11 protein-coding genes are annotated in these 13,573 nt (G+C 43.3%); all 11 read right to left on the bottom strand.

Annotation, left to right across the window (positions count from 1 at the left end; translation table 11 throughout):
* Positions 1 to 72: 72 nt before the first annotated feature.
* Complete coding sequence (locus IGI96_RS09460) at positions 73 to 948, bottom strand: IS3 family transposase (RefSeq protein WP_234976689.1); 876 nt, start codon at positions 946 to 948, stop codon at positions 73 to 75.
* Positions 918 to 1,484 (bottom strand): helix-turn-helix domain-containing protein, encoded by a 567-nt coding sequence (locus IGI96_RS09455; protein ID WP_015509615.1) that lies wholly within the window; start codon positions 1,482 to 1,484, stop codon positions 918 to 920. Before IGI96_RS09455 ends, IGI96_RS09460 begins: the two co-directional genes overlap by 31 nt.
* A 203-nt stretch (positions 1,485 to 1,687) precedes the next feature.
* Positions 1,688 to 3,148, bottom strand: a complete 1,461-nt coding sequence (locus IGI96_RS09450; RefSeq protein ID WP_010748665.1) for a helix-turn-helix domain-containing protein — start codon at positions 3,146 to 3,148, stop codon at positions 1,688 to 1,690.
* A complete protein-coding gene (locus tag IGI96_RS09445) occupies positions 3,126 to 3,617 on the bottom strand; it encodes a hypothetical protein (RefSeq protein ID WP_015508844.1) in 492 nt (163 codons plus the stop codon). Before IGI96_RS09445 ends, IGI96_RS09450 begins: the two co-directional genes overlap by 23 nt.
* 44 nt (positions 3,618 to 3,661) lie before the next feature.
* A complete protein-coding gene (locus tag IGI96_RS09440) occupies positions 3,662 to 4,462 on the bottom strand; it encodes a class A sortase (RefSeq protein ID WP_086339160.1) in 801 nt (266 codons plus the stop codon).
* Positions 4,452 to 5,534 (bottom strand): DUF916 and DUF3324 domain-containing protein, encoded by a 1,083-nt coding sequence (locus tag IGI96_RS09435; protein ID WP_016609552.1) that lies wholly within the window; start codon positions 5,532 to 5,534, stop codon positions 4,452 to 4,454. Before IGI96_RS09435 ends, IGI96_RS09440 begins: the two co-directional genes overlap by 11 nt.
* 67 nt (positions 5,535 to 5,601) lie before the next feature.
* Positions 5,602 to 6,342 carry a WxL domain-containing protein gene (locus IGI96_RS09430; RefSeq protein WP_086338984.1) on the bottom strand — a complete coding sequence of 247 codons (741 nt, stop codon included), beginning with the start codon at positions 6,340 to 6,342 and terminating at the stop codon, positions 5,602 to 5,604.
* 11 nt (positions 6,343 to 6,353) lie between these two features.
* Positions 6,354 to 7,154, bottom strand: a complete 801-nt coding sequence (locus IGI96_RS09425) for a WxL domain-containing protein (RefSeq protein WP_086338983.1) — start codon at positions 7,152 to 7,154, stop codon at positions 6,354 to 6,356.
* A gap of 45 nt (positions 7,155 to 7,199) precedes the next feature.
* Positions 7,200 to 7,913, bottom strand: a complete 714-nt coding sequence (locus IGI96_RS09420; protein ID WP_016609549.1) for a WxL domain-containing protein — start codon at positions 7,911 to 7,913, stop codon at positions 7,200 to 7,202.
* A complete protein-coding gene (locus IGI96_RS09415) occupies positions 7,846 to 8,214 on the bottom strand; it encodes an LPXTG cell wall anchor domain-containing protein (RefSeq protein WP_010748658.1) in 369 nt (122 codons plus the stop codon). Before IGI96_RS09415 ends, IGI96_RS09420 begins: the two co-directional genes overlap by 68 nt.
* A 14-nt stretch (positions 8,215 to 8,228) precedes the next feature.
* Positions 8,229 to 13,109, bottom strand: coding sequence for a hypothetical protein (locus IGI96_RS09410; RefSeq protein ID WP_254907878.1), 4,881 nt, complete (start codon positions 13,107 to 13,109; stop codon positions 8,229 to 8,231).
* Positions 13,110 to 13,573 lie beyond the last annotated feature (464 nt).

Below are 13,573 nucleotides of genomic sequence, written 5' to 3'. Positions count from 1 at the left end.
TAGTGACCCCAAAAAGTTAGACTTTTATGGAGTGGAGAAATCCACTCCTTTTTTGTACGATAAAATTAACTGTTAAACAGCTGTTTTTACAGCTTCTCGAAACTGAACTGGACTTCGCCAATTTAATTTCTTTTTGATGCGTTTATGGTTGTAATAATAGATATATTGGTCAATTTTTGTTTTCAATTCATCTAAACTCCGATAGACTTCTCCATGAAAAATCTCTTGCTTTAATAAACCAAAGAAGTTTTCCATAGGTGAGTTATCTAAACAATTCCCTTTACGAGACATACTCTGGAAGATTTTATGCTGCTTCAATTTATTCTTATAAGCATTCATTTGATAGGCCCATCCTTGATCTGAATGGAAGGTTCTACGAAATGGACAATCATTTGTCATCTGGATTGCTTCTTCTAATCCTTCCATTATGGCTAGTGCGTTTGGTTTTTCAGAAATCCGATAAGATAGAATTTCACTATTGTAGAAATCCATGAAAGGATCTAAATACAGCTTTTTCTGACGAACGACACCTGTGGTGTCTACTTCATAATACTTAAACTCTGTGGTATCAGTTGTAATTTTTTGGTGACAGATATTTGTATAAAACCGACGATGAATACGATTTTTGGCGACAGTGCCAACCTTCCCACGATAAGAATTGTACCGTCGAGATTTTCGAGTGTAAGACTTTACTTCGATACCTAGTTTTTTTATCAGACGTTGAATCTTCTTTTTATTGACATGAATCCCTTGATTCTCTAATTCTTTTTTTAGTCGCAGACAGCCATAGTCTTTATGCTCCTTGCGAATTTCAATCATTTTTTCTTCAATTTCTTGGTCTGGGTTTGGTCTGTCAAACCGTTTCTGCCAATACATATAGGTTGCTTTAGGAAATTTCAATGTTTCAAGAAGCTCAACTAGTTTGAATGATCCTCGGAGGCTGGCGATGATTCGTGCGATTGATTCTTGCGTCTTTGCTGGGCTTCCTGTTTTCGCAGCTTCCTCAACTCTTTTAAAAAGGCATTCTCAATTTGAAGGGATCGGACTTGCTTTTCTAATGCCTTGATACGATCGCGTTCTTCAGTTGTTGTATTTTCTTTTTTGTTCTCTTTTTTTCTAGCCAAAGTAAGTGGTCGTCCTTTCTCTTTTGAGATCCCCTCAATACCTGCTTCTCTGAAATTACGCATCCAATTGGCAATAAGCGCAGGGTTGTTCATTTCTAAAGTGCTGGCAACTTCTCGATAGGACATCTCACTTGTTTGATATAACTCTATCGCATTTAACTTAAATTGAACAGAATATTTCTGATTTTGATGCTTTCTCAATAGACCTTCCTCTCCGTATTCACGATAGGCATTCACCCAATCACTTACTTGAGACTTGCTTGAAATACCGTATTTATTGGCAAGATGCCGATATCCACCCACACCACTAAGATATTCTTTAACGATTTTTAGTTTTAATTCAAAAGGATATTTTGCCATACAAATAGCGACCCCCAAAAGTTAGATTTTTGGTCTAACTTTTGGGGGTCGCTTCACAAATGGTCCTTTTTCACAGACCTTCCCCGAAACCTTCATCAGAGCAATAGATTCCTGGGCGCTTTTTAAATAGGACAGGTTTCTACAAAAAACGCCTGCCTCCATTTGAGGCAGACGTTGCTTTCGATAGTTAAACGGCAGGTTGCTCATTGTGCCATTTTGGTTTGAAACTGTTCTCTTCGAATCACACTGACTTTTTCAGTGAAATTGGCCCAGTCGATGGGTCTAGGTGGTGCCAGCCATAAGATATGGTCGATCCCCAATGCACCATAAAAGGGTAAGTTTGAAAGAATCAGATGCGTATGATCATCTGGGTAACTTTGGAATTGGACATTTAAATCGAGGATTTTTTCGATATTCTTTTGGATCATCTGATTGTAGGAATCGCCAAATGAAAAGTCCACGCAGACATACAAGGGAACCAAAATCTCTTTTAGCGGAATCGTGGAAATCAACAGAATCAGGTACCTGAAAAACAAAAACTCTTTATTGTTCCATAAGATCGGCCGGTTGCGGCTTTCTTCCAGATAGTTACGGCAAAAGGCAGCATATTCTGGATAGGTTTCAAGAAAATACGTCACATCCATATATTGGTATTCATAGCGAGAACTAAAGGAAAACGACAAGAGCTGATAATGGATCGTTGTCGTTTCAGCATGAAGAAGTGCCAACGTGTCCGCGGTTAAGGAAAACTGCTGTTGGACGGCTTGAATAAAATGCTCGTTTAATTGTTGGATATAGGTTTGTTCTTGATCGATGTAGCTATTGTTGTCGATCAGCCAGCCCTCAACGATCAAAAAGCGCAAAATATCTCGAGCTTCACGCTCTAGCACTTCTTGATCGGTGATCGTCAAAATCTCCTGCAGCCAGCGTTTCAATTCCTCAATGATCACGAGATGCTTGGGCAAGACTAAATCATTTTCCACGCTGTTTTGCAGGTAATGACCATTCGTCATCCGTGCCAAAACGATTCCTAGATAATGTTTCTTGCGAATCCGCATGCGAGCAGACTGTTCTGGTTTAAGCCAGGTGCTTTCATTAAAACGATCAAAGGTCTTTTCTTTTTCTAGGATTTCTTTTGGAAAAGGCGAATGATTCAGATAGTATTCCTTCATAAAAAAGAGAAAAATAAATTCCCTGATCTCACTTTCCTCCCCAACCAGCTGAAATTCTTTCGTCACTTCAATATCATATTCTTTCAAGATCAGTTTGAACTGTTTAAATTCTTTATAGACGGGATTATGGCTTAAATAGTGATTGGTAGCAAATTCGTATAAAGAAGACAATTGCTCAAAAAAACATTCTTTCAACATGGAAAATTTCAACGCTTGATCCAAATAATAGGTCAGCAGTGTATCGGAAGTTGCCAGCCCCGAGGCATTCAGTTTAATGACCGTCCCATCGGTCACGATCTCAAATTCCTCATTCAATCCGAGTTCATAAAAATCAAGATTCAATTCTTGAACGGTTTTGTTGATCAAAAATTCCGACATGGTCAATTGATCCATCAATGTTTCCTTCGTTTCCGAAAGAGCGACTGCGTTTTCCAAATATTGCAGCATCACCAATTTTCGTTTGTCCGCCTTATTCAAAAATGTCACAAACATGCGTTTTCAAGCCTCCATTGTTTTTTTGGCCATAAAGGACGTTTCCTGAAAATAAGTAGCACAAGCTGGCAAGATAAGAAGGCTTATCATCGCCATCACCATCTGTATTATTTCCTGGCAGTGCTAGATCGACGTTCAAACGATCCGGCGCAAAGACATCCTCCAGCATGACTCGTTGGGCAAAATGTTTTTGCTTCTCCAAAAAACTGCTTTCTGACAGTGAGGATCGCTCCGGCTCTTTTTTCGGAACGGTTTCTGGTTCAGGCGCGGGTTGTTCTTTGGATTCTTCCATTTCAGTTGGCGGTTCCTCCACTTTTTCTGGTATTTCTTCTGGTGGGTCCGTCGGGACGATTTCTTCTGAGGGGTCCAGCGGATTATAAATGGTCGCAAAAACGACTTGTTCTGTAACAAGATCGATCATTCCGATAATCATGCACGCACCAATGACAAAGCCAAATCTGCGTTTCATTTTATTCACCCTCCTTATCATCAGCGCATCTTCTGATGATGTTTCTACGACGCTGAACGGTCCAACAACTTATGGGCGCCCAGCAGACATCCACTAATTATAAATAAAATAACAAATAAAAGAAACCAATTTTTCATTGATTGTTGTTTCCATACCGTTTCTTGTTTTTCAACCATCACTTTTGCTGCTTTCGTCGTGCTGATTGTCGCCGCTGGTTTTTGTGGATGATCGGCAGTTGCCTGCTCAACAGGAATCGCTGTCAGCACGTACCGTTCTTCTGTTCGAGTAGGCGTAGGGCAAGTGATCAAGGTCAATTTTGGTGTCTGTTCTTCCTCTAGCACCGCCAAGTCCGATTCGTCTACGATTTTTTTATCCGTGATGATATACTGTTGACTCTCCTCGAGATAGGTCACTGATACTTCCATCCCCACCTGTGCTTCTAGCAATTGACCAAATAACAAACTTTGTCTGCCAAGATGATGCCCTAAAACGACAAAATTGCTATTTTTCAACGAACGTTCGGGAAACATCACGACGCCGCCTCTCAGCAGCTGTTGATTCGTTAGTCCCACCAACAGCGGCTGCTGGAAATCGATCGCCTCGATTGCGACAAAGCCGTACCCAGTGATCGTTGTCGGCTGAGGCGCCATTACATCTGACAGAGCCGGCATTCGGATCGTTTCTTCTTCTGGGATCGTTGCCGGCAGCTGGGTGGCTATCGTCAATTGCGTGGTGCGTAATTGCCAACTGACGATGCTTTCTTTTAGAAAAGGCAGTGCCAGCAAAAGAATACCTAAGATGATCAACCCATCGATCAAGCATTTCTCAAGGCGCTCACGCTTCATCCGTTTCATTTTTTTTCTTTCGTCGGTACCATAAAAGCAGCAGCAAGGCGAGTAGTAGCAACAGTCCGCCGATCAAGAAGTAAAGCCATGTGTAATCTGTTTCGATCGTCACATCCTTCTTATTAAGATCACGTGCGACCTCTCCCGTCACTGTAAATTCTTTTTCGAAGGTCCATTTATAGAGATAGCTTTCTTCTTCGCCTTCTTCATTTTCAATTTTGTATTGCCCTTCATCGCTTTTTCCACCATAGGCAACGGAAGTCAACACGTAGGTCCCTGCTTCTAAACGTTGTCCTTCTAAAGAGATTGGGTACGAGAAGTTGGAATTAGGTGCCATTTGCATTCGTGAGGTATCCGAAGAATACAAGACGTCGCTATCACCTTTTTTCTTCACTTCATTGATCAGGCGTAATGAATTCAAGTAAGCTGCTTCAGGATTTTGAAGGGTGACATTGATAGTATTTCGGGCGTTGACTTGACCTGGTCCAACATCTAGCAGTTTTAGATCCGGTGAAACTTCTGTTGTGTTTTGTCGCAGTAAAATCGCAACGACATAGGCATACTCATTCTTGATAGCTAACCCTTGCTCTTCTTCACTGTCAGCAGTATCGGCTTCCTCTGTCGTCTCTTTTAAGGTCAATCCGCCTGCGATGACCCCTTCAAAGGATTCTGAAGGCATGGTGATCTTTAAGGGCAAGGTGATTTGGGATTGTTTGGGGATCGTGATCTCTTCATCCACTTCAATCAAATCAGCCATATCATAAGGCAAGGTTTCGTCCGCTTCGATGTCGTTTTCGCCATATTCCACGACTCCGTTTAAGTTTGTGGTAGCTGAAGCGATCACTGGCGCGATGACGACCTCTTGATCGGTGTCATTACGCAATTGGACTTCAACGGTTTGTACCGTACCTGGCGCCATTTTCAAATCAAAATAAGTTTTTTCTTTATCGATTTGATTTTCTGGAATTACGGGATTGACGGCAAAGTTAAATTCAGAAGCGGTTCCTATCGTTGGTACAAAAAAGAAAATACTTGCGAATAGGAGCGCCAAAAGCTGGTTGATTTTTTTCATGATGGATGTCCCTTCTTTCTATGTATTCTCCTTAAACCTCGAAAGGGTTCAAGGAGAAAGCTGGTACTTATGGGTTTGTTGGTGTGTCTGTCAGTAACCAAGTAAACGTGGTGTTGTATTGGCTGGCATATTTTGTCGTTGAGCCTGGAACTTCCAACTCAATGCTATCCATAGCTGCAGCTAAACTATCGCCCCAACTCATTAGATAGGTTCCTGCTCCTTCACCATCTTGGGCACTCATCACTAAGGATTGGGCACCATTCGGATTCAATGTGATCGTTGCGCTCACATTTGATGGTTTTGGTGACAAGGAAGGTGTTACCACAGTTCCCTTTGTCAAACGAATTTGCGCAGCAGTCAATTCTTGGTCTTCCGCTGTTTTGAACTGGCCATTTTGGCGAACATTCAATGTCCAACCGCTCTCTGTTCCCCGATTGTCTGTCACTTGGACAAAATTTGGTCCTTCTTGATTCACATTTGCTGAATCCACGTATTTTTGGGTTTCCGCATGATAGACCTCTGTTTTCGAGGTGATTTTTTGTGTACCAAAGTAAAGGCTTGAAGCAAAATCAATCGATAACGGTCCGTTGGTTCCTGGATTTGGTCCATCTGGGTCCGTTGGGTCAACTGGTTTGATCGGATTTTCTGGATCTGGGTCTGTTGGACTGATTGGATTGGTTGGGTCTGTATTTGGTTCAAAAGTGATCTGTCCGTTTGAATTGTATTCTGCGCTGTCCGCTGCTTGTGCCAGCACAGGAGCAGCGAAGCTTAGCCCTAATACTGAGAGAAATGCTAGTGTTTTTTTCATGTCTATACTCCTTATCCTTCCGTTCCTGGTGTATCTGATAATACCCAAGTTAGTGTAGTCGTGTAGCTAACGGCATCTTTTGGTGTGCTGCCGGGTACAGAAAGTGCGACAGCTTTGGTAACATCTGCTTGTACCTCTTGGCCATCCTTATCTATTTCAGTGACCGTCTCAACGCTTCCCCAAGCATTGACCCATGTTCCAGCCCCCGTTTGATTTGCTGCAGTCATCACCACTGATTCAGCACCTGCTGCATCCAATGTGATCGTTGCTTCTGCCACTGGTTTAGTAACGCCAATTGCATTAGAATTAACCTCAGGATTTGTTAAGGTGATGACAGAACCTGTCAATTCTTGATTCAACGTTGACTCATTTTTGAACTGCCCATTTTGTTTCACAGACAACCGCCAACCGGCATTACTACCGCGATTATCCGTTACTTGGACATAATTGGCAGTTTTTAATGTAGAAACTGTGTCATCGTCATTCAAATACCCTTGTGCTCGTGCATAATAGACTTCGTTTTTATTGGAGATTTTATTGACGCCAAAATCTAAGCTAGAGGCATAATCGATCGATAATGGTCCATTCGTTCCAGGGTTTGGTCCATCTGGATCGGTTGGATCCACAGGATTGACTGGGTTTTCTGGATCTGGATTTTCTGGATTGACTGGGTTCGTCGGATCGGTATTTGGAATAAAATCAACCGCCCCATTTGAGGTGTAAGAAGCCGCTTCAGCTGCTGAAACCTCAGTTGCTGCACTCGCTGCTGCCAATACGGCAAGACTTAAAAAGACCCATGCTGTTTTTTTCATTTCTATTTGACACTCCTTTATCTGTTTTACTGAAAATCAGTGATTTTAATTGCTTTCAGGGACATTCTTTAAATTCCAAGTCAATGTCGTCCGATACTCTTTGGCTAATTTTACGGAACTGCCTGGTACATTTAATTTTACTGCCGTTGACCCTTCCGTTGCATCGTTCCCAAACTTGTAGATCCAAGTGCCCATTCCTTTTCCGACAGGTGCGTTGACCAATGTGATTTCACTATCGGGTACAAAGGTATGACTTGCCGTAACCGTTGGTGCATACTGCATATCGGTGACCGAAGTTGCTGCACCTGAGGCGATCGATAATGAAGCCCCGACTAGTTCTTCGTCATCAGCCGTTTTGAATTGTCCGTTTTGCACAACGCTCAATGACCAGCCTTCTTGTGTTCCTCGTTTATCTGTTACTTGCACATAGTTTGGTCCAGCAGCGCCAGCTGTGAACTCTTGCAGCTGTGCGTAATAATCTTTTGTTTCGGAAGTGATCAGTTGGTTGCCAAATTGAAAGCTTGAAGCAAAATCGATCGATAATGGTCCAGCTGTTCCAGGGTTTGGTCCATCTGGATCGGTTGGATCGACGGGATCCACTGGTTTTTCTGGATCGGTCGGATCAACTGGATTGGTTGGATTCGGGTCCGCTTCAAAAGTGATTGCTCCATTTGAGGTGTATTCAGCGGCATTAACGGTTGTTGGTAACAGAGCAGTGCTCATCAATAGAATGCCTGCCGTCAAGAAAAGTTTTTTCATTTTTTGTTCTCCTTTTGATTAAAATGATTCCTGCTGCCAACAAAACGACAAGACCACTGCTTTGATAGCTATTAAAGTGATCCGACCCTGTTGCCGGCAGAATGTTGTTGCCTTTTTGATTTACTTGTTTATTCCCTGGCTGTTCTTTTACGGGCTCTTCTGGCTCCTCAACTGGTTCTTCATAGACACCGAAAAAGGAAGTAATGCCATTGCTGTCATAGGCACCTGCTTCGGCTGCTGAAACGAGCTGAGGAAACATTAATAGACAGCCAGCAATAATACCGATCATGATTTTTTTCATTTATTTTCCTGCCTTTATGGGTTGCCAGGTGCCGAAACTAGCTGCCAGCTCAAGGTTCCTTGATAGTCCCCGACTTTTTGCTGTTCGACTGGAACGGTAAGCTTGATTCCTTCATTCTGACTTTCGCCCCAGTGCTGATTCACGACGTATGTGCCATTTTCTGTCAATTCCGTTTCCTCGATGATCATTTCCCCACTGGTTATCATCTGTTCTTGACCGTTTGTCACAAAGCGGAAGACATCGGTTAATTGATCTGTCCCATCCGTTAATGGCTGTTGCTCTTTGACCGTCAAGCGCCATGGACTCCGTTCGGACCCTCTCGTATCTTTCACTGCTAGCTCGCCTGTGATCGTTGGCCAATAATCTTGTGTTTCTGTGGCAACTTTCTGCTGCCCAAAATCAAAGTCTGTTGGCACACTGCTTAAAATAAGCTCGCCGGCAACTGCGACATTGACGACTTTTTCTGCCCGTTGACTGCCTGCTTCATAATGGTAAGCCGTTGACACATTTTTCAACAGCTCAGCTTCCGTTGCTTGCTGGATCGCGGCAAAAGCTTGCGGATCGACAGTCGGTGGTACATTTGCCCGATTATCTGCAAAAATCGTGGTTGCTTGGGTATAGTCTGCCAAAGCGGCTTCATCTCTCAGCGCCGTTGCTTCTGGTAAGGTCAAACGGACATCTTTTGCATAGACGGCAAATTGCCGATCAGCAGAAATGACACTTTCATTTTTGACCACCACCAGATTCACGGTAGTTTCTGCCTGATTCTGATCGTTTTCCCCTACTGAGAAAGTGATCGCTTGTTTGCGATAGACCGCTGTTTCTAACGGTTCTTGAATCGAATCTAAGACCTCATCTGTCAGCGTATCCTTAAAGAAAGGACGCCCACTAGCTTCGAGATAAGTCACAGCTTGTTCTTTGGTCAGCGATTGTGCCTCTTGTTCTGTAAGAATCACATTGCGGGCTTGGACTTCCGCCTTATTTGAGTAGCGGACACTGATATCGTAACTATACTCCCCATCAGGACTCGTCCAATCAACTGGCTCTGAATCTGGTTGTTCCGTCAACTGCTGATCCGTGCTATCCAGCTTGCTGGATTTGATTTGACCCCCATAGACCCATGAACCGGACGTTTGGGTTTCTGGTGTGAACGTCAATGTTGGCAATTCCGTTACCGTGTAGGGAATCAATAAACGCCCTTTTTGCACCTGTGTCCCCGCCTGCTCAGTTCCCCATGCTTGCAAAGTCAACGGCGTATTGTTCTCTTTGACTGCCGTTACATTGTGACTAATGGCACCGATCCCATTCGCGACTCCGGGTGTTTCGACTTCGTAGTTAATGATCGAACCTGGTATCGCAATACCGTACCCGTTGGCTGCATTGGTCACATCGTTGTCCCCGATGAAGGTTTTCCCAGTCGCTTTTTCGATCCCGCTGAAATTGATTGGCGTGATCGCTGCAGCATTAGCAGCAGTTGGATTTATGGTCAGTACTTGATAGGCACTAACCGCACCAAACCACGTTCCTTGACTGTTGACTCGAGAACCTGCATCATTGGTCGTCGTTTTCAGCCACGTTAAATGATCTTTATCCGTATCTGGTGTGGCGAAATCCGAGAGATTGATTCGCCCCGTTCCCGGCGGCGACTCGATCGTCCCTTTGTCTTCTACCGTTAACTTCGCTCCTGAAATCAAATTCGTTGCGGAAGAAATCCCGATACCAGCATCCTTGGAAAGATGGATGTTACCGAACTGATGATAGGTCGTTGCGTGATTGGCAGCAGTCGCTGAACGGCCATTTTTGATGTCTCCCCCATTGGCCATCAGCTTGATGCCGTTTGTCACATTCAATTCGGTAAAGTTGACGATCCCCAGACCCGTCACAGCGATTGGATCAGTTTGATAAGAAGCTGTCCCATCGACATTTTCACCAAAGTTCATCTTCACTTGATTACTGCTGTTGGCTACGATCGTGTTCGTAAAGTTATCTGACGCGTTTCCGCCTGAGATCCCATTGATACTTTTGGCTCCTTGAAGTCGCATCTCGACATCTCTTAAAATTTGATTGGAAGAAATATTGGAATAATACGTGGTGTATAAATTCCCGATACTTGATCCTTCCGCCTGGATATTCATATAAATTTTGCCGCTTCTCGTATTGCTAGCAGTCCGTCCGCCATCACCATAGATCGTTGCCCCATTCAGCGCATCTGACCCCGGCTTTGTGTAAATGTTCAATGTAATCGTATTGGAGCTGTCGGTCCCAACGATATTTGTACTGTTAAACGGATTACCGCCTGAGATGTTCGTTCCAGAAGGAAGCTTGAATTCTCCATCATAGTTTCTTAAATCGATTGTTAATTGTGCATCCCCTAGCAGCGATCCTGCATTCGTGATTCCCCCGGAAAAAGCACTTGGACCTGTCCGAGGTGTTCCAGAAAAATCTCCGCCGTAAATTCGATTATCAGAATTACCATTGATCGTGTGTCCTGAAAAATACCCATACGAGGCACCCATTGAGGCATTGATGATACCATCATGAACAGTGACTGAAACGTCCCCTGTAATTTTGGCATCACCCCAACCACCACCACTGAGAAACCAGTCAACTTGACCGTAATTTACTTCAGCATGTGAATCACCGAATACACGTTTCCCGGTATATCCTGCACCTTCTAACGTATCAACGATCCCACCATTCAAGATGTTTGACGTGTTTCCTTCGATGATCCCTGAAAAGCCACCGCCATAGGTCCAACGAGCAACTACATTGTTTAAGACTGTTTTTGTATCCCCATAAATATAAAGATTGGTTGCTTGTACACCATTGGTACCGCCTCCGCCTACGATATCAAACGTTCCGACACCATTCGCACGTGAATTCAAGCTGTTTGAATAGGCCACACCATTTTTATAGGACCGTCCTCCATAACTATAGACAAATCCAGGACCACCAACCGTTCGGGAATCATTTAATACCCCTACTTCAACAGTTGTGTTGCCATCAATAAAACCGCCGTACCCAGCTGCCCGCGTATAGGATAAGTTGTCTCCTCCATAACTGACACAGCCTTCTAGGATTTTCGTCGTAATATCTCCGTATACCTTAAAGCGAGCTGTGGTTTCAGCGTAAGCCCGACGATCATCAGGTGTCATCGCGTCATACACACTATCGGATCCAGTTTGTAGACTGGTAACACTCACGTCCATTCCTGCTCCACCATCGACACGATTGAAAGACCCTTGATTGTAGTCTCCTGCTTTAATCGTATTTTCAATACTCCCAGTAATCGTTCCATTGGTTCGATTGGCGCCAATAAAATAGGCCGCTCCTGTAGAATAGGCGCTAGTGTCTACTTGGTTCGTAATGGCCGTTTGCTCTCGTGTCAGTCCAATATTTCCTTCTCTGGAACCACCATAATAATTCAATCCTGTGCCGGTCCAACCACCCACTCCTGTGAGAGTATTGTTGACTGTTCCACCAATGTTGCCGTATTGAACACCGCCATAGTAGGTTCCTAAACGGAAATTGGTGTTCGTTGTTTGAAAGACTGTTGCGACATTACCAGTAACATTGGCTGTATTTGAAGTAGTGGTTCCGACACCGCCCCCATAATAATTACTTAAGGTCCCATTCAAACGATTGATCGTGACACTGGTATTCCCATCAATCGTACCGATATTGGCACCTCCAGCGATCGTACTGATATTACCTACTGTATTATTTACGACAATCGCTGTATTCCCGGTCAACGTACCACCGTTTTGATTCCCCCCATAAATGTTCCAAGTTCCTGAACCTGTCGCATTCAATGTGATTGTTGGGTTTCCCGAAAGGTCGCCATTGTTGCTTCCCCCATAAATCGCAAGACCATTCCCGGTGGACCCACCGTTCAATGAAAGGCTATACCCATTCATGTACATCCTCGTACCACTATAGTTGAGGTTTCGAATCACTACATCAGAACCGAAGTAAATGTCCGTGCCAAGTGCAACCGTGCGACTCCCAGTGGTCAACGTTGTTGCATCTGTGATGGGATCATCACTATGCCCTGTGATGATCAAGCGGCTGACTTTTCCTTGTAGCGCATAAAAAGTCATGTTCGTATTATCGACTGTGGCTGGAATCGTCTTTGAAGTCAGATTCGTTGGCAGTGATAGCGATCCACCCGAGCCAACATACAAAGCAAATTCTTGGCCATTGCCGTTTTGATACATATCAAACAACGCTTGACGAATGCCTTCAGCACTATTGGTGTATTCCGCATATGCTGATCCATCTCCAGCTGGGCTTGGTACAGCGATCACTTTCGTTTTATCGGCTTCTGCAATGATCTCTTTGATCGATTGCTCTGCCAACGAGATGTCCGCCGCTCTTGCCTTAACCGTCGGTTTAAAAACAGCAGTTAAGGTTTGGTTCTCCGTGAGAATCAATTCGGTCAACGCTTGACTTGTATAGACCGTGCCATCTAACGACCAGCCTTCAAAAGCAGTATCATCTTCAAAAACTGGCAACTCACTTTCTTTTAGTGCTTCCCCTTTGTTTTTGCTGATCTGAGTGCGGGTTTCCCCGGTAGCAAATAGATGCTCCGTGTCTGTCAGAAAGGTCACCTGTACTTCTTCTACAGCTTCCGATGAAGCTTCTGTTTCAGATGAAGCTGTGTCAGTGGCTCCTGTAGACGAATCTGTCGAAGCAGGTTCACTAGATGCTTGCACTTCAGTTTCGTTCGTCTCTTCCAGACTGTCGATCGATGAAACGACAGGGTCAGAAGAAGACATACTTTGTTCTTCACTTGTTTTTGTAACACTTTCGGCTTGTGCCACTACCATTGCATATGAAAAACACGGACCTGATGTTAGTAGAAAAACAAGTAAAGTTGTTAAAAACCGTTTCACTTTATCCCTCCTATCTTAAAAAAATAAACGTATCGCGCAGTGCACGCCCTGTGTTACAACTCTTAGTTTAGCGAGTTGGCGAAAGAGAATTATAATTCTTTTTTTCTTCCATTCAAAATTATGATTATAATTTATTTTTCATAATTCTGATTTTTGTAACTTCCACATCTTAGAGCTATCTGTGACTCATCGATTGAAAAAAAGCGCAAATTATCAGGATGAATCATCGATTCTTTTCAAAAAAACTGCTTTTCTCTTTCATAAATCATACAAAAAACGAGGGATAAATCAACACTCATAATTAAATTAAGATGAGAAAAATAAATAAAAAGTTATAATATTTGACAAAATTCAGCGGCACAAAACTCTTTTCTAACGACCTAAAATAATAAGTTAAAAGAACGCTTCCTATCTTCTGACTGTAGATAATGATAATGTTATAATCAAAAATGAATAAAAAACGT

Source organism: Enterococcus sp. DIV0421, from assembly GCF_051713745.1.
GTDB lineage: Bacteria > Bacillota > Bacilli > Lactobacillales > Enterococcaceae > Enterococcus_D > Enterococcus_D casseliflavus.
The sequence above is the reverse complement of the archived record's forward strand: the minus strand, read 5'-3'. Positions and strand labels throughout refer to the sequence as shown.